Raw genomic sequence first — 21,945 nt, 5'->3', positions numbered from 1 at the left:
CATTCAACTGGCGAGAACAGCTTCCATGACCGGTGGTGACTTCAAATGACTATAACGACTGCTTAAGGTCTCCAGTAGCAACGCTTCCGGCTGTTTGGCACAGTGGAGATATATTTTGGATAATCCACCAAACCCCATTTCACGATAACGGCTGGCGATTTCCTCGTCACTCGGCCCTTCGGGCAGCCCTAGATGCAGCGTCAGTTTTTTGCCTTCGACAGCAAACAGAGGCGTTTCCCAAAGAAATTGCGCAGCGCCCCGCTTTGGCAATCGAATAAACACATATCCGTAGTTACCCAACGTATCTACATCACCCCCACGCCTTCTTTTCCACTCAAGCAGTCCGTCGTCCGGTCGTGCCAGGCACGTCCCGATATCGTAATAGTCGAAACCATTTTCGATCGCCCATTCAAGGGCCATGAAGGTTGTAATCGAGTTGATTTCACGTAGTTTTTTGGCATCTGAATACACCGCTTCAGGGTAACCAAAACGGATCGTGCTCCAGTAACGCTTGCCTACGCGAGTGATCACGCACCCGAGATGGCAAGCGACAACCTCGTCCTCGAGCATTACCAGGTCGAGTCGCCCGGCATTCTTTGCCACCCGTTGTACTTCGTGCGTTTCGATTTGCGAGGCCGCCGTGCCATGCCGCGCCTGGGCATAGGGTTTGAGCATTTGCACATCGGCACTTTGAATTTCGTCATCGTTCAAGGCCTGCTTCATACGATAACGCGAGCGATTCTTGCGCAGACTTCGACGAAGCTCGGTGTTGTACCTCGCGGTGATATCGTCGATGGATCGACTCAGCGGTACAACGGCGCTCAAATACTGAGGCACACACAATGCGCCAGAGGTCGGCAAGTCACTGACAAATACAGTCTGGCTTGATGATTCCGATTTTAGTTGACGATCTCCCTGTGAAGACTCCCCTCCCATGAGTACCTTCACAAACTCTCGCTGGGTTTTCCTGCCCATATAGAGGACGCTGAAGTGGCTATCTTCCCGAAGTTTGAACCTGACAATTTCCCAGCGCCAAAAACAAGCCCTACTCACTATGTCTCGCAGCCAGGACATCGCTTTTCTTAGCTCGAAACGTACAGAGGGCGATATTAGCTGACGCATCAATGCCGCTATATTTTCTTTCATTGGCTCACTGGCACATGTCGAGGAAAAGTGGTTTTGCTTGCAAGCAACAATAGACGTTCCCCACTTTGCCGCCAGGAGAACGCCAGGAAAAACCTTGCCAAAAGCTCAAAATGTCTTTGAAAAACAACCTACAGGCTCGTCGCACCTCGACCTTTGAAAATCAATGTGCGCAGCAAAAACATCGGGTTCCCCAGCACATAGCGAGTGAACAATCGCTTCGGTTCATTGATCAACCTGAACAGCCACTCACACCCCAGGCGACGCATCCATTGCGGAGCCCGATGAACCTTGCCGCCGAGAAAATCCAGAATGGCCCCGCCGCACACGATCAGGCAAGGCACGCCACTGGCCGCTAACCTGGCTGCCACCGCTTCCTGTTTGGGCATGCCCATGCCCAATATCACCAACTCAGGCTGCAACTCCTGGGCGAGCCTTATATAGACGTCCACCTCGGCAAAACCATGGTGAGCAGAAACAATATTCACCGCATGGATCGCTTCGCAATGGCGTACCGCATTGTTCAGAAAGGTATCTTCCGTTCCCCAGAAAGCCACGCGCCGGCCTTTGAAGGCAGCCAGTAATTTGGGGATGAAGTCCGTGCCATTCATATTGAGTCCCGGCGTCAAGCCGAGTTTGCGCAATAGCAGCGCCATACCGGAACCATCTCGTAATAACACGTCGGCAGATGACAGCGAACGATAGTAATCGGCATTGCCCGCGATCAGGTTCATGGCGTGGGCATTGACGAATCCCAGCACGGTCGCCCCCTGCGCACAGGACAAGGCATCGATCAGGCCTTGTTCATCATCACAATCGTTGACGACCCTGAGCTTCTGGAAAATCGTTTGCCAGTTGTGCAGCCAATCCAGAGCGCCCATCAGTTTTCATCTCGCTTGGACCGCACCCACTCAACTTGGCGCTTGAATAAAAAACCCACGTACAGAGGGATTTTTTTCAGGGCGTACAATGGCGCATACATCAAGGCTGAAAAGGAAATAATGTCGCGGCCAAACTGGCTCCATGCCAGAAAAACAGTCATACCCAAAATCGTCACTCCAGCTGACGCGATCAATGCTGGCGCCAACACTCCGGTTAGTACGAGTACCAGGCCTGACAGTGCAAATGCCGCCGCCAGGACCAACGTCAACAACGCCAATGGAGGGACCAGCAGATCCAGCGTCATCGCCAGCAGGCTGCCATTGCCCTTGCCAATTGACTCTACAAACAACTTTGGCGTGTCACCCAGGATCACGCCCAAATGGCCATGCTCCCAACGCGTACGCTGGGTGATCAAACCCTCTTCACTGCGCGGAAAATAACTGGTGACCAGCGCATCAGGGCAAAACAACGGCGGCTTGCCGCTGCGGCAGAAATCCAGGCCCATCTTCAAGTCTTCGACGATATGGCCGCTGGCCAACTCGATTAACGGCAGGTCCCGCCAGGCGAATGCCATGCCGGTACCCATTAACTGGCAGGGCAACCCGAGCCGAGCCCAACCTTGCGGCCGCGCCCGATTTTTCACACACCAGGCAAACTCGGCAAGCTGCACTTTCAACCCTGATCCGGCAGGGGCACGCATCAAGTTAAGGGACTGGACCGGCCGTCCCGAGTCGATGCAACGGACGGCCAGACACTCGACAAAACCGTCGCCCACCTGGCAATCGGCATCGACAATGATCAGCACGTCTGGCGCAGCATTCGCCAAATAGCGCACCCCAAAATCCAACGCATAGCCCTTGCCACGTTGATGAACATCCTTGCGTTCCACCACTTCGGCACCCGCGCTGCGTGCCAGCGCCGCCGTATCGTCGGAACAGTTGTCGGCCACCACCAATAGCCGGTCGCCTTCCAGTAATTGCGAGCGAACGGTGCGCAGCGTCGCTTCGATGACGGAGGCTTCATTGTGTGCCGGAACCAGCACCGCCACTCGTGGCCGCGCACCTTTGGGCGACGCCAGGGTTCGCATGGGCAGGCAAGCCAGCAGTATCTGGATAAACAGGATCATTACCGGCAGGACAATCACTGCCAACAGCCCGCAGAACAGCCAATAAAGTAGAGTCATCATGCTTGCGCCCTGAACAATTGAGCCAGCTTGGTCGCTTGCGTATCGATATCATGTCGCTCCAGCACTCTCTGATAAGCCGCTTCTCCCATGCGCTGCAGCACCTCGACCGGTGCCCCGAGGCACTCCGCCAGCGCCGCCGCCAACTCCTCCACGTCGCCCGCGGGAAACAACCAACCGTTCTCCCCCTGACGTACCAACTCGGGAATCCCCGCTACATAAGTCGTCAGCACGGGCCGGCGCAAAGCCATGGCTTCCATGATGACCACCGGCAATCCTTCGGCGAAGCTCGGCAACACCATGGCCCGCGCCGCAAGGATTTCCTCCCGAACCTGCTCGCTGCTGATCCAGCCGGTAATTCGCACCTGTGCCTGCAAACCGTACTGTGCTACCAGCGCTTCGATTTGCCCACGCATTTCCCCATCGCCGGCCAGTACCATCTCGAATGTCACGCCTTGTTCGGCCAGAATGCGGGCCGCTTCAAGCAACAGTAGTTGGCCTTTCTGCTCACACAAGCGACCCACGCAAACCAATCGCGGTGCCGCCGGAATAGCGACTGCCGGTACGTTGTGAAACGCCTGCTCAAGACCACAATGCACCACTTTCACCCTCGGCCAGTGCGCATGATCCACCCAGCGAAACAACTGGCTGCGGCCATAGGCGCTGATGGCCGCGACAAAAGCCGCGCGCCGGACTTTCTCGCCCAAATGAATAAACTGTGGTTTGTCGAACTCTTCCGGGCCGTGCACGGTAAAACTGTAGGACGGCCCGCCGAGCGCATTGGCCAGCATAACGACCTCGGTTGAGTTGGTACCGAAATGCGCATGCACATGCCTGGCGTCGAACGCCTGCAACCAGGACAGCAGTTGGCACGCCTCGAACAGATAGACAAGGTGGTAGGGCCAGGAGCGATCGGCCCGCCAGCCCATACGCAGCGCTAGCCATAGCGCTGAAAAAAAGCGTCGCGGCCGGGCCCGTACGACCTGCAGCACGGGTGCCAACAGGCCCTTGATTCCGTCGCGCAGTACATACTGTGTTTTATCGCGTTCGGCCACATCCTCGGCGTCCACCAACTCGGCATCCCAGCCACGCAGGGCCACGCGCTGCACCGCAAAACCCTGGCGCTCCAAAGCCAAAATCTCGCGACGAATGAAACTATGACTGACCTTCGGGTATTGATTAATGAAGTAAGCGATACGCATGGTCATCAGGCTTATAGACTGCAGCGGTGATTGATGACTGTAGGTAAACCCACAGCGGCGCAGTAACTTGCAACGTCAATTCCCCGCATAACAGTCCTTTAATAATTTATCCATATTGGTAAACGCACTGTCCAAAAGTTCATAACGCCTGCGATACATGGCGCGTTTTTTTGAAGGAATCGTCTCCAGTGGTTTTTTAGAAGGGGTCAAGGGAATTTCAAAGAAGTCCTCACGCTCTGAAGGCGTCGCACCATGTTCCAACCAGATCAAGTCATAATCCGCGGCCAGCTCTTTGGCTTTCTCAGCACCAAAATAGGGATGACGATGATGACGATAACCATCCCCGACCGCATAGATTTTATCGACACCGATGTTTACGCCCAGATACTTGATGACCTCAATCAAAAAACTTCTTGGCCGCAGGCCTTCAAAGTTTTTAGTCAGGTCCCGATAGATACTCAAGGACTTATCGCTCTCTATGCCTTTGTGTATCCCCTGGACTGCACCAATAAAGATATAAAGCTTATCTTCTTCGCAACACAACGTGAACGCAATCGACGCAACACGCAAGTCTTCCTGAAACAAGTTCAGTACCAACTCCCCTTCCCGCATAAACCATACAGGACGATCCAGCACCAACGAGCAACCTGGCGAAAATACCGACAGATCACTCAATATCAAACTGTCGTTACGCCCATACAACAATAACTGCGGGCAGCTCTTGATAACCACTTCGTAGTGCGAGGCCATTACGCCCAGCCTGTCCTGGGAACTCCAACTTCTACTGATATAGGGCCAATGAACGACCCCGAGACAATCTCCGCCCAACCGCTCAACACCGGTCTTGCCCAGGGCCATCGACATCCGCGACAAAAACAACTTCAGTTGCGACCAATTCTGCCCGACTAGAAACAGCAACTTGATCTTGTTCTTCAGGGCCCTGATGGAATACCCGGCATGTATCGAAGACATGCTTTTCAATAGCTGCCAATTATTCATGGAAGGATCACTTGTATTCGATCAACGCCGACTTGCCGGCGCCGAACCTGTTCAGTAGAAACCTGGTTTGCCCCAGCATCTCGGGAAATTTTCCAAGCACCAGAAAGAACGCCAGCAGCCAGTTCTTGCGTACCGAGCCATCCCCCCGACGAGCCAAACGCGCTATTTGCAGCGGATAGATCAACAGCACCAGCAGCCCCCACCCTCCCAGCATCAGGCTCGCAATGATCGTGGCCACGGGGATACCCAAGCCCCAAAACCAGGCACGGCGCGACTCGCGCTGCCAATGCTGCTCCGGCGTGGCTCCATGCAAAAATGCGCCCTCGGCAAAGGCATAGCCACCGCGCAGCGTGCGTCGCCACCATTGGCCGAAACGGGTCATGCCGGCATCGTGCAAGGTCATTTCCTCGGCCAGGCGCCAGACCTTCCATCCTTGGCCACGCAGACGCACGCACAACTCAGGCTCCTCCCCGGCAATCATGTCCGCTCGAAAACCAGACACCGCAGCAAAGGCGTCGGCCCGCATCAGCGCATCGCCACCGCAAGCCTTGGCCTCACCGACAGGGGTGTCCCATTCGAGGTCACACATATAGTTGTAAATCGAACGCTGGGGGAAACGTTCACGGCGCCGACCGCAGACCACCGCTACCTCAGGCCGCGCCTCAAGGAAGGCCAGGGCCTCGGGCAGCCAGCCAGCGACAACCTCGCAATCACCGTCGACGAACTGGATATAGCGCACCTGCGGCGATACCCGTTGAAGGCAGGCAAAACCTTCATTGCGTGCGCGCGCCGCCGTAAAGGGCTTCGACATATCCAGCTCCACCACCTCGACGCCACGCTGGTGTGCCATCTGCACGGAGCCGTCGGTTGACCCGGAGTCGACATACACAATCTTCTGCGCCACACCGATCAGTGAGGCCAGGCACCGCTCAAGCCGCGGGCCTTCATTGCGACCGATGATAACGACACCGATGCCGGTCGCGAGGGCGTTCAAGAGCAGGCCCTCACTTCTGCTACCTGCCGGATCTTGATGATCGCTGGTACGCCCACGGCGACCGAGTTATCCGGTACATCCGTCAAGACCACGGCATTGGCGCCGATTACCACATTATTGCCAATGCGGATATTGCCCAGGACCTTGGCCCCCGCACCGATATCAACGTTATTGCCGATCACCGGGGCGATCGGTTCATTCACATTCTTGAGCCCCACGACCACGCCATTGCGAATGCGGCAGTCATCACCAAACTGCGCATAACCGCTGATCACGATCCCGCCAAAATGATCGATGACGAAGTTGCGCCCCACCACGACCTCACACGGCAACTCGATTCCGGTGACGATCTGCACGCACTTGAATAGAAACTTGTACAAGAAAGAGAAAACCTTGCGTAACGGCGCCGGCCGCACCCCGTAGCGCCAGCGCCCGAAGCGATAAACCAGCATTACCCAGAAACCCTGGGCGGCCCAATCACCGGCGTAGGCGCGCAAGTCCGCACGTATGTTTTCGAACATGGACTGATCTACCGTGTAGGTTGGCTAGCGAGTCTGGTTTTACGCAGCAGTGCCCAGGTAACACGGGTGTGCTGCCAACACGTGCCTATAGCGGCCCACCCCCTCCCTTTCAAGATTGCCTTGAGCGCCAGAATCAAATCACCCAGACTCACCAGCCCCATGTGCAAGGCCAGCCCCGCCAGACCGTGATGCTTACGGAAATACAGCAACTCGCTTTCAATCTGCAGCGTGGAGAGCTGCCGACTGGCCGCATTGAGCGTGTTGACGGTTTTGGCACTTTCGCCGCCGATATGCACCACGGTGGTGTCCGGGTAATACACCACTTTCCAACCGGCCTGTTTGACGCGTTTACAGTGATCAACCTCCTCGTAGTAAAGGAAATAGCGCGGATCGAACAAGCCGACTTGATCGATGACCTCACGGCGGATCAGGTAATAACAACCGGGCACCCAGTCGCACTCGCGCACTGAATCATGATCCCAGGTCATGTCGTCGACCTTTTTTACCCACGGGAAAAAACGTTCGAGCCCGGCGTGCGCAAGGAAGACGTTCAACGGTGTCGGAAAATAGCGGCAAGAGGGTTGCAGGTCCCCTTCTCGCCCAACCAGGCGAACGCCCAGGACGCCGCAATCAGGATGCGCCTCCATATAGTCGAGCGTCTTGTTCAGGGTATCCGCCGCCACGAAGGCATCGGTATTGAGCAGTAGCGCGTACCGGCCTTGCAGGTGCTCGATCAATTGGTTATTGGCACGACCAAAGCCAACATTATTGTCATTTGAAAGTTGCAATGCTTCTGGGCAAATACTGGCCAGACGCTCCAGTGAATTATCCGCAGAGGCGTTATCCACAATTAAATAACGCAAACGCTCGGCATGTTTGGACTGGCGCAGCGCATCAAACATCGGCTGCAACAGATTTGCTGTATTGTAATTAACGACCAATACATCAAGTTCTGTATTAACCATTGGATTGCTCACCAAAAAAATACTCGGCGCGCATGGCTGACAGCTTGGACTCTAGCTCATGGTCGTATAAACCCTGACGCTGCTCGATAAGGTCAATCCAGGGATAGGCAGCGCAACGTTCTCCGATATTTTTCACCAGCGTTTCCATCGTACAGATAACCCTGGCTGGATTACCGCCAACCACCACACCTGGCGGAACATCCCTTAATACAACAGCGCCAGCCGCCACAACCGAATCCGGACCAATAGTGACTCGCGGCATGACAATAGCGCCATGACCAATGAAGGAGTTGGCTTTGATATCGACGCCGCCTACAGAGTCGAGTTTGGTTCCGTCACGCGCATTGATGACATGGACGATGCCATCGTGACCGAATATCGTGCAATCCGACAAACCGACATTGTCGCCGAGTCGAAGCATTGCCGGGTCGGTGATATTGCATCCCAGGTTAATCCATACGCCCTTGCCGATGGAGTGCAGCCCGCCCCAGCGAGCCATATGTTTGGCCCACTCATACCCGTCCGGTTTACATAGCTTTTTATAGAGTGCGGTTCCGCGTCCTGTTGTTTTGGCGTAATGAGCAACTGCACGCTTTAGTAGACCAATCATCCTGTTAGCCTCAAAAATTCAGCGATAGACATCCGGGCCAAGGTTAGCGACACCCTGATTCTTGTTTTACCCACACTCTAAGAATAGCCCTCCTCCTCTGATTTCAACTCGGAACATCCAAAAAAACCCCTGCCCCGGAGTACGTGCCCACCGCAGGTCCCAGTTGGTGGTTAAGGTAATCCGCGAGCCTTAGCGCAAGCTGCAGGAGCGGCATCGTCGGGTTGGAAGCGCCCCCTGTTGAGAAAACACTGCTGCCGGCGACATAAAGGTTCTCTACACCAAACACTTTGCAGTTTTCGTCGACGACGCCGAACTCAGGCGAAGCCGCCATGCGCGTGGTGCCCATGTGGTGGGCGTGGGGATTGACCTTCAACGGCACCGAGACGTCGTAGACGCATTCCTCCAGCTTGACGAAGCCCAGGCCGGACTCAGCGAAACACTTGGCCATCTCCATCCCGATGGACTTGATGGTATTCCTGTCTTCCGGCCTTAGCGCCCAGTTGACGTTGACCTTTTTCATCCCCAACGTATCTCGCTCTTCGAGCAGCGTGATACGACTGTCAGGATTGGGAAACTGTTCGATCAACGTGCCGAGCACCCCGTCGCCCGGGCAGTCGAACTTGCTGATGAACGCAACTTTGTTCTCCACGCCGATGTCGCAGACGAGGTTCTCGAAAAAGTCCTTCACGGCGGCCATGCGCCCATAGGCTTTCACTTCCGATACCAGGGAAGCGGTCACGTTGCCTTTGCCTGAATGGTGCTCTTTGACGAATGCATCGGTGGTGAAGTACTGCCGCACATCCGTACCCTGCCCGTCCTTGAGGATGAACGTGCCCATTTCGACGTTCAGGTGTTCCATGAAGCATCGACCGACATAACCATCCTTGCTGACGATACCGCCCGCGGCAAGCGACTCACTGTTGAGCAATTGACGGGCGTTTTCGATCGCGCCGGTCGCCAATATGAATTGCGCTGCCTTGATACGTTCGCGACGCGGCTCATAGTCCGAGACAACAATCGTCGCTATGCGACCGGTTTTGCTGTCGAATTCAAGATCAACGCAGTTGCAATTGATGAAGACATCCAGCCCTTGGGTCTCATTGAGTTCCTTGGCATATTTTTGCGCAAACCGAGTAGGCGGACTGAGCAGGAAACGGTCGGCCTCAAATTCGTCATCGTCCAGTCCGACGTTGATCGCCTTGAATCCGGATTGCGGCGGCAGGTCGACAATATCCATGGCCCCGGACAGATTGCGATCCATCTCGTTGAACGCGATGGGCCAACCGGGAATGTTCACCGCAGGGCCGACCGCAAAGTCGGACCGCTCGAAGGGACGGCAGCGCCCGGCCCAGTGATTGGACGTCCCACCGAGAAAGCGCAGGCGGGTTTCCCCTGGGTAGACTTCAAGGCCTGACGATGTGCATTTATAGAGATCCTGGGAATGCTCGGCGTATTCGTGCCCACCACCTTCGATCAGAACAACGTGGCGACCGTTACCCGCCAGGCGCAACGCCAGTGTTATGCCGGCAGGCCCGCCGCCTATGATGCAGACGTCATAGTAGTCACGCAGTTCTTTTTGCGATTGGTAGTCTTTGATCATGCTTTTGCTTGCCGAAAATGGTGGGCCGGAAGCACCCAACCGTTGATGACGACAAACTCGGACTTAACGGCAGGGGCAGCAGGCCGAACCACGGCTTCGGAAAGTCCGAATATGCCCCACCCAAGCCCCAATAGTGTGCACGCCTGAAGGAAGCCTCTGCGTCCCATCACAGAGGTTTTCAAATCCGTTTCTCTCATGACACAAAGCTCCCCCACATCAAGATTGCGCAAAAAATTCACCTGGCCATCGAGGTCACAATTTTTCGGCCTCGCCCTCAACCCAAGATGGCGATGCCGTTACCGCAGCGTTGGAAACAACAAGAGAAAAGGGTCGCATCAAAGCCATTTAGCCAGCGCCGTCATCAGCTCCCCACACAAAGCCCCCACTGCCAGCATCGGCAGCACTACCAGTTCACGCTTGAGACTGAACATCCCCAGACGGCAATTGACATAAAACACCAGGACGAGCGTAGGAAACGTATACAGGGCAGCGCCCCAAATCGCATATTTGACCCCGCCAATCGCCAGCAGCAGGGGCAGCAGCACCCACAACGAAACCACGCGAATGATGTTGTCCATGGCCTGGTACTTGGTGTGCCCCAAGGCGATCCAGACCTGATGCGCCAACATATAACGCATGGTGAAAAAAGACAGTGAAAGAATAGCCATCATGTCGCCAGCTTGCGCATAACGCTCATCGTACAAAATGCTGATGAGCAATGGACTGCCGGTAAGGAACAGCCCACAGGCGAACAGACAAGCAACATCGAACATCATTTTGAAGCGGTAATACAGCGAGTGCAGCCGAACGGTGTCGTTAACCCTTGAAGCCTCACTGAACGTCGGCAAGGCGACGGCGCCAATCACCTTTTGCAGCCCCAGCTGAAGGGCGCCCAGGATCAGCACTGCAATGGAGTAGGCACCCAGTTCGGCGGCCGACATGCTGCCACCAAACCAGATCCGGTCGCCGTACATGGCCAATACACCGACGGCCGATGACAACAGAATCCAGCGGCCGAAGACCACCAGTTCCTTCAGCGCATCGCGTTCCCACTGCAGACGATTGGACGGGCCTTCAAACCAGAAGTGGCCCAACAGCGTGCTGACCATCGCCGAGACCAGCCCCGCTGCCACCAACGACCAGACGGACCGGGTGAGGTAACCGATGATGAGCATGAACAACAAACCGGCCATCTGGGAAAAGAAATCAGTCAGCACCACTTTCTTTTGTTGGAAAGCGCGCACTGCCAAATCGATTTTGGTCGACTGCAAGCCGTAGAAAATCGCCGAGATGCCGGTCAAGGCCAAGACCATTGGCAGTTCAGGCGCGGCATAGGTGGAGTCGGCCGGCCAAACATTGAACATCTGCGTCAGCCAGGCGATGCCCGCGATCAGCAGGGTAAAAGCAAAAAGAATCAGACCGCGAACGATCTGCACCGTCCACACGGTATTGAGAAAGGCCGGATCCTCGCCACGCGGGCTCTGGATGATGTTCTGGCGCAAGCCCACATCGGAAAGCAAGTGCAAGACCACCGACACCGTGGTGGCGATCATCATGAGGCCGAACATTTCGGGCATCAGCAGGCGGGCCATGATCAGGTTGCCACCCAAACGAATGGCTTGTGACGTGACAAGTGCCCCCAGATTCCAGGCTCCCGCGGATATCGCTCGCTTACGAAGGCTCAGCGTTGGCGATAAATCGACTAACGACATAACATCAACCTCGAACTCACTGGCATGAAAGATACTATAGTCGCAATTTGCCACCTCATCGTCGCCGGTCAACCAATAAGTCCAAATACCCATGCCTGAGCATTTCCGCGCGTTAGTCGTCATCCTGGTCCTTGCTGGCATCGTTTTTGTCATGGCTCGCCGACCAGCAGCAGATGTGATTTCAGATCGTAATTTCACGCGACGGCGTAATTTATGGTTTGTCTTGACCCTATTGGCCTTCGTTTCCCACAGTTTCTGGGTGTACGCGGGCATCGCCGCTGTCATCCTGACCGTTGCGCGCAAAAGCGAACGCAATCCGGTGGCGCTGTTTTTCTTTCTACTGTTTCTCATACCACCGGCCCCGGTGGAGATTCCCGGCTTCGGGCTGATCAATTATTTTTTTGCCCTGGACCACGTGCGCCTGCTAGCGCTGTGCCTGCTGCTTCCGGCTTATATCGCTCTGCGCAAGCGTTCCGACTCGGTGCCTTTCGGCCGCACCTGGCCCGACAAACTGTTAGCCGCCTACATCCTGTTGATGAGCCTGCTGTATCTGCGTGAAACCACGGTCACCGACACCTTGCGCCAAACGCTTTATCTGTTCCTCGAAGTGTTCCTGCCCTACTACGTTGCCAGCCGGGCGCTGAAAAACATCAACGACTTCAAGGATGCAATGTTCGGTTTTGTCCTCGCCGCCATGCTGCTGTCGCTGATCGGCCTCTTCGAGTTTGCGCGCAGCTGGTTGCTTTACAGCGCCCTCACCAGCGTCATGGGCATGCCTTGGGACATGTCCAGCTACCTGACCCGTGGTGGCTCCCTGCGCGCCAGTGTCACCACCGGCCAGGCCATCGCGTTGGGGTTCGTCATCAGCGTGGGCATCGGCTTTTACCTGTACTTGCAGGAGGAGATTCGCAGCAAAATGCAGCGCGGCCTGGGTGCACTGCTGCTCCTCGGCGGCCTGTTTGCACCACTGTCGCGCGGCCCCTGGATCGGGGCCGCCGCGATGGTTGTCGTGTTCATCGGTACCGGACGAAAAGCGCTCAAGCGCCTGATGGTGCTGGGGGTTGTCGGCGTCCTTGCCCTGCCCGTTCTGGCGATCGTGCCGGGCGGGCAAAAAGTGCTTGATCTGCTACCGTTCATCGGAACGGTGGAGGTCGAGAACATCACGTACCGCCAGCGCCTGATCGACAATTCGGTCATCGTCATTCAGCGCAATCCTTGGCTGGGCTCTTTCGATTACCGCAGCTCACCGGAAATGCAAACCATGACTCAGGGCCAAGGCATTATCGATATCGTGAACACCTACATCGGCGTCGCACTCTCGACCGGCTTGATTGGACTGACGCTTTTTGTGGCTTTTTTCGCCAGTGTCCTGCAGGGCATCCGCAAGGGCATGCGTTCGTTCCCCGACAAGGACAGTGAGCGACGCCGACTCGGCCGCGCACTACTGGCGACCCTGGCCGGCATCCTGATCACCATCGTGACGGTCAGCAGTATCACCGTGATTCCCGTGGTGTACTGGTCGGTCGCCGGCGTGGGCGTCGCCTATGCTCAGATGGCGCGCAGCACACGCAAGCAAACCGCAACCGTCGCCAGCGCCCAACTCCAACTCCGGTAGAACTCATGGCCCCTTTGCTTCGCCGCCCCCTGCTACTGCTGCTCGTGTCTTTTGCGTTTTGCCCGTTTCGCAGTTGGGCGTCGGATTGGGTCGCCAGTGTCGATGAGCGCAGCGGCCTACCCATGCTTGTGCGCGGTGGCAGTCCCGCCCTTGCCAGTGCATTGACCTTCTGGGACAAAGGCTGGTCGTGGACCGCCCTGTCAGGCCAGTTCAAGGTCGATGGGCCCTATCGCTATTCTCTGGTAGGCCAGAACAAAACCCTCGATTTCGACTTCAACGCGCAGATCCAGAAAGAAGGCGAGCAAACGCTGACCTGGAACATCGCCCTCGATGCACACAGCGTGAAGTCGGGCGTGATCGGCGGCGGCATCGTCTTCAGGTTCGACCCTGTGCTGTTTGCAGAGATGGGCGAGCCCGCGTTGCTGCCGGACAACCGCGGCTGGGCTTGGGGAACGGCACAAGGACGACGCATTGAAATGCGCTTCGAGCCGGCGCTGGAAACCGTGTATTTCGAGCCCGGTGGTAAGTCCGAAGTCCGCGCTTTTTTCTACAAGAACACGATCAAACCCGGCCGCCAGAATGTCACCGCCACCTTGAGTGTTTCCGGCGATATGGTGCTCGGCCCGACCACTAATGAACGCTTCGGCCAGGCAGACCCGAAGAGCTGGCCGACCGACACGCTCGACTGGAAAACCTCGCCGGTCGATCTGTCCTTTCTCAACGCCCAGGAAAAACCCGCAGGCAAGCGCGGCTTCGTCAAAGCGTCTGGCGAACAACTGCTGTTCGCAGACAACACCCCGGCGCGTTTCTGGGGTACCAACCTGTCGGCCTACACGCTGTTTCGCACGCCGGACGATGCCATAAAACTGCAAGCCAAACGCCTGTCGGCGCTGGGCTTCAACCTCGTAAGACTGCACCACCACGACTCGCCGTGGGTCTTTCCAAATATCTTTGGCGACGGCAACGTGGTGCGCGACACCCAGCAACTCAGTGCCGATTCGCTGAAAAAGCTCGACTGGTGGATCAAGTGCCTCAAAGACGAAGGCATTTATGTCTGGCTCGACATGCACGTCGAGCGTGCGTTTACCGCAGATGACAATATCCTGGGCTTCGACGAGCTACCAAAAAACAGCAAGAACGGCGCCGACCTCAAGGGCTATGCCTATGTGAACGGCACGATCCAGAACGCAATGAAACGCTTTGCCGACGCCTACCTGTCGCATGTAAACACCTTTACCGGCCTCGCCTACAAAGACGACCCGGCGATCGCCGCCATCTTGCTGACCAACGAGGATGACGTCACCCACCACTACGGCAACGCCCTGCTGCCAGACAAGAAAGTCGCAAAACACAGCAAGCTCTACATGGCCGAGGCCGAGGCGTTCGCGACCAAGAACAATTTGCCGGCAAACCAGACCTGGCGTTCCTGGGAGCCTGGCCCGGCAAAATTATTCCTGAACGACCTGGAGCAACGCTTCAACGTCGACATGATCAAACACCTGCGGAAATTGGGCGTAAAGGTCCCCATCGCCACGACCAGCAGCTGGGGCGGTAATGGCCTGAGCTCGTTGCCGGCCCTGACCGCAGGCGACGTGATTGATGTGCATAGCTATGGAGGTTCCGGGCAGCTGGAGAAAAACCCGCTGATCAGTGAAGGCATCGTCAATTGGATTGCGGCGGGCCAGGTGGTCGGCAAACCCCTGACGGTCACCGAGTGGAACAATGAGCCCTTCCCGACACCCGACCGCCATTCGCTGCCCCTGTACATGGCCGGCACTGCCAGCCATCAGGGTTGGGACGCGCTGATGCAATACGCCTACAGCCAAGAGCCGCTGACGGGCGAATGGATGACCGCCGACAACTGGCACGCCTATAACGACCCGGCGATGTTGGCCACCCTGCCCGCCGCCGCCCTGCTTTATCGTCGCGCAGACGTTGAACACGCCAGGACGACCTATGTTTTCGCGCCGACACCGAACACGCTATTCGACCAGAAAATCACCCCGGCCACTTCTGTTCTGCTGCGCACGGCCATGGAGAAAGGCAAGCTGGAAATCGCCATGCCACAGACGCCGCAATTGCCCTGGTTGCAACCGAGTGTCATGCCGGCCAATGCACAGGTATTCAGCAATCCCGACCAGTCGTTACTGGAGGCCAATGCCAACGAGTCAACGTCCGATACCGGTGAGCTCAAGCGCAACTGGAAACAAGGCATCTACACCATCAACACACCGCGCACGCAGGCCGCTACCGGCTGGATCGGCGGTGAGTCGATCACCCTGGGCAACACCCGGATCCAAGTGAAGACCGCCAATGCCAGTGTGGTGGTGCAAAGCCTGGACGATGCGCCCATCAATCGCTCACAGAACCTGCTGATTTCGCTGGGTGCCCGCGCCCAGCCCCGGGACGACGGCAAGACACCGTTTTATGTCGAGCCCCTCACGGGCACGCTCAGCATCCAGGCGCCGCAGGGTTTGTCGCTGTTCACCCAGGCCGGCGGGGCAATGAGCAAGTTGCCTGCCACCTACGTCGATGGCCGCTATACCTTCCAGCTCGATGGCCTCCAGGCGTCGAACTGGCTGTTTTTGAAAAAAACCGACTCGCCAGCTATAACCTCTGGCAGTAAACCGCCAAGCCCTGCCAAAAAAACATCATCCGGCGCAGCGGCGACCCAATAGCCAACGTAACGTTTTGCCAGATCACGCTTGCTCGACAATCGCTTCCAGGACACGGAGCTCAGGATGAAATTTTTGGTGGTGGGTGGTGCGGGCTACATCGGGTCACACATGGTTAAGCACCTGCTGCATGCGGGTCACCAATGGGTCGTGGCGGATAACTTTTCAACGGGCCATCGCCGAGCGTTGATGGAGGGGACGGTGGTCGAACTGGACATCGCCGACCCACAGGCGCTGGACACCCTGTTTGCCCAGCATCAGTTTGATGCGGTGTTCCACTTCGCCTCCTTCATACAGGTCGGCGAGTCCGTCAGCGAACCTGCCAAGTACTATCAAAACAATTTCTGCGCCACCCTGACGCTGCTGCAAGCCATGCTGCGTGCAGGCGTCAAACGCTTCATTTTTTCTTCAACCGCCGCCGTCTATGGCGACCCGGAATATGTGCCCATCGATGAGCAGCACCCCAAGGCACCGATCAACCCTTATGGTCGCAGCAAGTGGATGGTGGAGCAGTTGCTGGAAGATTTAGACCGCGCCTACGGACTCAAGTCAGTCTGCCTGCGCTACTTCAACGCCGCTGGAGCCGACCCGGAGGGCCAGTTGGGTGAACGCCATGAACCGGAAACGCATTTGCTGCCTCTGATCCTGCAGGCGGCTAGCGGCCGACGCCAATCCATCACGGTCTATGGCCGCGACTACGACACACCGGACGGCACCTGCATTCGCGATTATGTGCACGTGACCGACCTCATCGCCGCTCACGCACTGGCGCTGGATTACCTGCTCGAAGGTGGCGCAAGCACCGCGTTCAATCTTGGCAACGGTCAGGGTTTCTCGGTGCAACAAGTGATCGACACCGCGCGCAACGTCACCGGCCAGGCGATCTCCGTAAGCGAAGCCCCACGCCGCGCCGGCGACCCTCCCCGCCTTGTCGCCGATCCTCGAAGGGCCCAGGCACTGCTGGGCTGGCAACCGCAATTCGCCTCGCTTGAACAGATCGTGACGCACGCCTGGCGCTGGGAGCAGCAGTATCCCTGGCAATGACAGTCGGCGCCGGCGAATAACGCCAGGCGCCGCGGGGTGACGCTCTACGGTTAGTAGTAGGAGCGGTTCTGCTGCTCACCTTTGTTCAGCACCGTGCCGATCAGATTGGCCGTTGCCAGGTGATGCAGGCATTCCTCGATTTCTTTCGTGCTGTTCTCCCCGTTGGCGACCACCAGCAGCACACAATCGAATTGGGGCAGGACGGTGATCACATCATCCGAGCTCAACAGCGGCGGCAAATCGAAAATCACGATGCGCGAGGCGTAGCGCTCGCGAAGGTCGCTGATCAAGTCGCTGACGACGGGCGAGGACAGCACCTCAGTGGAAAGCGGGACCGGTTCGCGTGTCGGCAGGACCACAAAACGCGGCAAGGTTGGATTGACCAGCACATCTTGCAGCTCGGCTTTACCTGAGAGAAATTCGTTGAGCGACGTTTCCATCGTAAGCCCAAGGCATGAACCCACCTTCGGTCGCCGCAAGTCGAAGTCCACCAACAACGCCGTCTTGGTGGTGTGATGGGCGATACTCATCGCCAGGTTGATCGCCATCACGGTCTTGCCTGCACCCGGCGTTGGCGAGGTGATCGCGAGCGTGCGCCAGCCATTTTCCTCCATGGTCCTGAGGATTTGCGTGCGCAGTAAATCGAACGCCCCGCCCATGTTCGAATTCTTGTTGTAAGCCACGATGCGGTTGCGCTCTAGGTGCTCGGCCCGCAAAGGGACAACCTTGGTTTGCACATAACTGAGGGCATTAAGCGTTGGCTGCCCACTCGATGAGGTAACCAGACTCGACGAAGCCTGATGCTCGGCTTTTTCACTCGCTGGCTTGATTATTTCCATGACTGTATTCCTTATCCAAACCGGGCCAGAGCCTTGAACAACAGAAGATCCAGAGGCATATAAAAGAAGTGCACAAGCACCAGGAGCGTCGCGATCACCACGAGGCCGAACAGGGTCAGCCATTTCCACATCTGCTTGCGACGTGCAATTTCGGCCCTGGTATGAATATAGGGGATGGTCACCAATACGCGCTTGCCCAATACACTGGCCAGGGCTCTTGAACCGCGCACGCGCTGATTCATCATCTCCAGCAGCATGACCAGGGCGCCAGTGCCCACTGGGGCAAGCACAAAGCCCATGGCAACGACTTTCTTACGGTTGGGTTTGATCGGTTTCTCGGGTACCAGCGGCGCCTCAAGCAGGACAAAACGTTCGGCCTTGTTTTCCTGTTCCAGGCTTTCGGAAATCTTTGCGCCCATTTCCTTGGTGCGAATCTCTTCGTATTTTTTACGGGCGTTATCATGGTCACGCATCAAGGTGACCAAGCCGCGCTCGACTTGCGGTGTCTCAAGGATTTGCGCTTCGTAAGCCTCTATCTTTTTCAGGATTTCATTCTTTTGATCGCCCAGCGACTTGATGCGAGCCTCTGAGGCCGCGACCCGGGCCTGAGCCTTGGCAACATCCAGACTGACCGAGGTGACCGCACCTGAACCGGAACCCTTGACCGCCTCGAGCGCATCAATCTTGCGTTTGACGGCGCGCACATCGGGGTGGGCTGGCGTATACAGCGACAACAACCGAGCGTACTCGGCCTTCAGGCTTGGCAAGTCCTGCGGCTGATCGGCTGCCGCACCGGTCGCACCCGGTTTGGTCGCGACACCAGCACTGGCGGCGGAAACCTCCAGTTCGTTAAAGCGCAGTTCCTCACGCGCCGCCTTGTAGTCACGGTCGACTTCTTTAAGCTCGGTCTCGGCGCGTGACAACATATTCATGCGCAATTCCTGATGCTCAGGCAGCGCGTTGCTGTGCAGTTGCTTGAAGTCCGCCAGGCGGTTCTCCAGGGTTTCCAGTTCTACCCGGAGCTTGTCCGCTTCCTGCGTCAGAAATTCTGTGGTTTCACTGGCGCGCTCGGTGCGCTGCTTGATGTTTTCATTGAGGAACAACGTCACCAGTTCGTTGGCCACATCCGTGGCGACCTGCGGCTGCTTGTGCTCAAAGCCAACGCGGAAGGCGATGGTCACTTCGCCACGCCCTTTGACGGCCGCGCTGACCAGAGAAACGGTGATCGCATTGCGCATTTCATCGATTTTCTCGGTAAGACTCAACTCGCGGCTTTGCGAGGAAAAAAGATTGTATTTGTCGATGATCCCTTCCAGATGCTCGCGGGTCATGACGCGCTGGCGAATGACTTCGATGCGCTCGTCGGCAAAGGTATTGTTATTCGCGGCAACCAGGTCTGGCGATATCTGCTGGGACTCCACCAGAATCGTGCCGGAGGACTCGTAGACGGGTGGCATCGACATCGCGACCAGCACGCTGACGCCAAATATGACCGCGATACTGATGGCGACCAGGACGGCCCGGTGCTTGAGGATTGCAATGTAGTCGGCGATCGACATTTCGTATTCAGAGGTCATAGATGCTCACACAGCTGAATGTCAGAGTTCAGGAAAACTATAGGTCAGCGATAACCCGACAACGTTAGCGCTGGCATCGGGCAAATTATCCTGTTGGCGTTGTTTGTAAGTGTAGGATAGGCGGGCAACCCAAAAAGGCGAGAGCTCGCGACTGGCCCAGATATTAAAATTGCGCAAGGTACTGGGCGTTGGACCTTTGGTTTTTTGCCATGAAGCATCCACACCGGTACGACTGAGTTCGTCGATGGAAAAACTCCACGTACCCCTTACGTTATCGGTCTCCACGAAACCACCGTCACCGTTGGCGATCGTGCTGCGACTGGCGTCAAGGGCTGCATCAAAACGGTCACCGGCATAGTGCAGATTTGCCCCGCCCTGTCCCGTGGGATTGCTGTTCGAACCCGAAACCTGGTTAACGCCCCCGTACAGTGACCCCTCGAGTTGCTCGGATAGCTTGTAATTGAAACCGGCAATGGGTGTGTAGCTGTTGGAGGAGGAAATCCCCGAGCCCGAGGCAGGTTCATAGCGCTTAGCCGTAAAGCGGGTGAAGAGCCCGAGGCGTTCGCTCCAGGCATAATTGAGGCTCAACCGGTTCGACAGCTCGTCATAGTCCGTCAGCGTATTGATATCGTATTTGACGTCGGAGTATTCGGTTTCGTTGAGCAAGGTCGTGCGCTCACTCAGCGCCGTGCGCCAGTTACCGCCCAACGTAAATTCCCTTTGCGTGCCATCGGGGGCGATCACGCCGGTTTCCTGAACCGCGCTGGAAAGTGTCGAGCTCTCGACATACTGTGTTGAAAGCCCGTAGCCCCCCTTCTCCGTCTCCCGTTGCCAACCCAATAGCAGTTTCGGGTCTTCACGATTGCGCACGACGGACGTGTCGGACGAATGCACCACGTTCACCCCGAGATCGAGATGCAGTTGATCCCGATCGGACGTGCCCACCAGATTCAAATCCGGGGCAATGATCGTCCGGGTGGCCGACTTGGCATTGGTGCCGACGAGCGCCGGGTTGCTGTCATACTCGACCGTCGATGGCACAACGATGTTTGATTGCCAGGTGGCGGCACAGGCCGCCCCTGAATACGGCAGGATCAAGATGGCCGTCGCAGCCCCGGTCGATCTTAATGCAAGCAAGGCAGACCCCAATACGTCCCGCAAGGTTAAGGCACAACCAGCGTATCGCCGGCCTGAAGTTCATAGTTGGTGGACATGTCCTTCCCGCTAATCAAATAGTCGTAATTGACGGGCATCACCTTCTTGTTCCGCACGACCTTGATGTCGTCTTTTTCAGCGAATTTGTCGAGCCCGCCCGCCATGCTCAATACCTGCAGAACAGTCGTTGGGCCTGCCAGTTGCAAGGGACCGGGTTTGAGTACTTTGCCTTGGGCGTAGACGAGATTGCCTTTGGGGTCCCTGACCACGACGCTGACATTCGGCTCGGGCATGAACGCTTCGAGCTTGGTCGTGATGAGTTTCTCGACCGCCGTGGAATCAAGCCCGGCAACGGCGATTCGACCGACCAGCGGGAAGGTGATGCTGCCATCGGGAAGCACGTGCACTTCCTCCTTGAGTGCATCCTCGCGCCAAACGGAAACAAAAATGACATCCCCAGGATTGAGCAGGTAATTCGCGTCTTTACCATCGGCACTGGAAAGGCTGGGCCAAACAGCCAGCGCGCAAAGCGCAGGTAACAATAAACGCAACATCGGCATCCCCTCGCCTAACGATGATCTGAACTCGCCATGAACGCTGGCGGACTTCAACATTCGTTGATTTTTAAACCAATTTTTCGCCTGAAGAACTCACGCGGTCAAAAAACCAAAGTCACCTACTAAACTTTTCGCCGATTGGCCATCACCACAAAACCAAACAAGGCCGAAGAAAACAGCCATGCAACCGCAGAAACCGGTACGACCTTCGGTTGATTGGAACTGCTGGTCGCCGCTGTCTCCTGACCATTCAAATCAACTATAGCGTGGTCGTTGGAAACCGACGCCATTAAACCGTCAGAGGAAGAAACATTGACACTTTCTGTCGAACCTGTGGAATGGGTCACGCGACTGAATTGAGCCGACTCAACGCCGTCGAAGTAGATATCGGTGAGCAATGCAGGCACGCCAAGGCCGTTTCCAAAAGCAAGTATTTCGTTTGTGGACGACTCATCAAGAACCGTTCCCAATTGTACTTTAAGCGCATCGCACGAATTACTCATGCGATTGTAATCGTTGATAAAGTTAGCCGCTTGCGAATGACAAACAGCTCCCCCACTGAGAAGCACAAGTACCAAAACGTTTTTCATGACAACTGTCGGACGCATAGCAACAGCTCCCTGCGTAGAGGTTATTTCTTAGTAGGATGGGGGAATCCTTCACCAGTCTTGA

The 21,945-nt window shown here is 56.5% G+C and carries 19 protein-coding genes; 3 read left to right on the top strand and 16 right to left on the bottom strand.

Annotation, left to right across the window (positions count from 1 at the left end; all coding sequences use genetic code 11):
- Window positions 1-3: 3 nt before the first annotated feature.
- The 11 genes from J1D76_RS13985 to J1D76_RS13935 form a co-directional block, all read right to left on the bottom strand.
- Window positions 4-1,146 (bottom strand): hypothetical protein, encoded by a 1,143-nt coding sequence (locus J1D76_RS13985; RefSeq protein ID WP_421138870.1) that lies wholly within the window; start codon window positions 1,144-1,146, stop codon window positions 4-6.
- Between the two features lie 128 nt (window positions 1,147-1,274).
- Complete coding sequence (locus tag J1D76_RS13980) at window positions 1,275-2,024, bottom strand: WecB/TagA/CpsF family glycosyltransferase (RefSeq protein WP_421138869.1); 750 nt, start codon at window positions 2,022-2,024, stop codon at window positions 1,275-1,277.
- The gene (locus tag J1D76_RS13975; RefSeq protein WP_421138868.1) at window positions 2,024-3,211 is read right to left on the bottom strand and encodes a glycosyltransferase family 2 protein; all 1,188 of its coding nucleotides are present in this window, start codon (window positions 3,209-3,211) and stop codon (window positions 2,024-2,026) included. The genes J1D76_RS13980 and J1D76_RS13975 overlap by 1 nt, the downstream gene beginning before the upstream one ends.
- Window positions 3,208-4,410 (bottom strand): glycosyltransferase, encoded by a 1,203-nt coding sequence (locus J1D76_RS13970; protein ID WP_421138983.1) that lies wholly within the window; start codon window positions 4,408-4,410, stop codon window positions 3,208-3,210. Before J1D76_RS13970 ends, J1D76_RS13975 begins: the two co-directional genes overlap by 4 nt.
- A gap of 75 nt (window positions 4,411-4,485) precedes the next feature.
- Window positions 4,486-5,409, bottom strand: a complete 924-nt coding sequence (locus J1D76_RS13965; protein ID WP_421138867.1) for a DUF535 family protein — start codon at window positions 5,407-5,409, stop codon at window positions 4,486-4,488.
- A gap of 7 nt (window positions 5,410-5,416) precedes the next feature.
- The gene (locus J1D76_RS13960; RefSeq protein WP_421138866.1) at window positions 5,417-6,403 is read right to left on the bottom strand and encodes a glycosyltransferase family 2 protein; all 987 of its coding nucleotides are present in this window, start codon (window positions 6,401-6,403) and stop codon (window positions 5,417-5,419) included.
- Window positions 6,400-6,924 (bottom strand): serine O-acetyltransferase, encoded by a 525-nt coding sequence (locus tag J1D76_RS13955; RefSeq protein ID WP_421138865.1) that lies wholly within the window; start codon window positions 6,922-6,924, stop codon window positions 6,400-6,402. Before J1D76_RS13955 ends, J1D76_RS13960 begins: the two co-directional genes overlap by 4 nt.
- Before the next feature lie 8 nt (window positions 6,925-6,932).
- Window positions 6,933-7,889 (bottom strand): glycosyltransferase family 2 protein, encoded by a 957-nt coding sequence (locus J1D76_RS13950; RefSeq protein WP_421138864.1) that lies wholly within the window; start codon window positions 7,887-7,889, stop codon window positions 6,933-6,935.
- Window positions 7,882-8,499, bottom strand: coding sequence for an acyltransferase (locus J1D76_RS13945; protein ID WP_421138863.1), 618 nt, complete (start codon window positions 8,497-8,499; stop codon window positions 7,882-7,884). Before J1D76_RS13945 ends, J1D76_RS13950 begins: the two co-directional genes overlap by 8 nt.
- A gap of 103 nt (window positions 8,500-8,602) precedes the next feature.
- The gene (locus J1D76_RS13940; RefSeq protein ID WP_421138862.1) at window positions 8,603-10,099 is read right to left on the bottom strand and encodes an FAD-dependent oxidoreductase; all 1,497 of its coding nucleotides are present in this window, start codon (window positions 10,097-10,099) and stop codon (window positions 8,603-8,605) included.
- 335 nt (window positions 10,100-10,434) lie between these two features.
- Window positions 10,435-11,811 carry an oligosaccharide flippase family protein gene (locus J1D76_RS13935; protein ID WP_421138982.1) on the bottom strand — a complete coding sequence of 459 codons (1,377 nt, stop codon included), beginning with the start codon at window positions 11,809-11,811 and terminating at the stop codon, window positions 10,435-10,437.
- A gap of 91 nt (window positions 11,812-11,902) precedes the next feature.
- Between J1D76_RS13935 and J1D76_RS13930 the strand changes: the two genes are divergently transcribed.
- The 3 genes from J1D76_RS13930 to galE all read left to right on the top strand — a co-directional run bounded on the left by J1D76_RS13930 (window position 11,903) and on the right by galE (window position 17,145).
- On the top strand, window positions 11,903-13,426 hold the full coding sequence (locus tag J1D76_RS13930; protein WP_421138861.1) for an O-antigen ligase family protein: 1,524 nt from the start codon (window positions 11,903-11,905) through the stop codon (window positions 13,424-13,426).
- Between the two features lie 5 nt (window positions 13,427-13,431).
- On the top strand, window positions 13,432-16,104 hold the full coding sequence (locus J1D76_RS13925) for a glycosyl hydrolase family 5 (protein WP_421138860.1): 2,673 nt from the start codon (window positions 13,432-13,434) through the stop codon (window positions 16,102-16,104).
- Between the two features lie 63 nt (window positions 16,105-16,167).
- Window positions 16,168-17,145 carry a UDP-glucose 4-epimerase GalE gene (gene galE, locus J1D76_RS13920; RefSeq protein WP_421138981.1) on the top strand — a complete coding sequence of 326 codons (978 nt, stop codon included), beginning with the start codon at window positions 16,168-16,170 and terminating at the stop codon, window positions 17,143-17,145.
- Between the two features lie 50 nt (window positions 17,146-17,195).
- Here galE and J1D76_RS13915 read toward each other — a convergent pair whose 3' ends face one another.
- The 5 genes from J1D76_RS13915 to J1D76_RS13895 form a co-directional block, all read right to left on the bottom strand.
- Window positions 17,196-17,984, bottom strand: a complete 789-nt coding sequence (locus J1D76_RS13915; RefSeq protein ID WP_421138859.1) for a CpsD/CapB family tyrosine-protein kinase — start codon at window positions 17,982-17,984, stop codon at window positions 17,196-17,198.
- 11 nt (window positions 17,985-17,995) lie between these two features.
- Window positions 17,996-19,561, bottom strand: a complete 1,566-nt coding sequence (locus tag J1D76_RS13910; RefSeq protein ID WP_421138858.1) for a GumC family protein — start codon at window positions 19,559-19,561, stop codon at window positions 17,996-17,998.
- A gap of 21 nt (window positions 19,562-19,582) precedes the next feature.
- Window positions 19,583-20,698 (bottom strand): hypothetical protein, encoded by a 1,116-nt coding sequence (locus J1D76_RS13905; RefSeq protein ID WP_421138857.1) that lies wholly within the window; start codon window positions 20,696-20,698, stop codon window positions 19,583-19,585.
- 26 nt (window positions 20,699-20,724) lie between these two features.
- Window positions 20,725-21,270, bottom strand: coding sequence for a polysaccharide biosynthesis/export family protein (locus J1D76_RS13900; RefSeq protein WP_421138856.1), 546 nt, complete (start codon window positions 21,268-21,270; stop codon window positions 20,725-20,727).
- 125 nt (window positions 21,271-21,395) lie between these two features.
- Window positions 21,396-21,881, bottom strand: coding sequence for a hypothetical protein (locus tag J1D76_RS13895; RefSeq protein WP_421138855.1), 486 nt, complete (start codon window positions 21,879-21,881; stop codon window positions 21,396-21,398).
- Between the last annotated feature and the right edge of the window lie 64 nt (window positions 21,882-21,945).

Origin of the sequence: Pseudomonas sp. NFX15, assembly GCF_049132105.1 — a bacterium.
Taxonomy (GTDB): Bacteria; Pseudomonadota; Gammaproteobacteria; order Pseudomonadales; family Pseudomonadaceae; genus Aquipseudomonas.
This window is presented reverse-complemented; position numbering and strand designations above follow the sequence as displayed.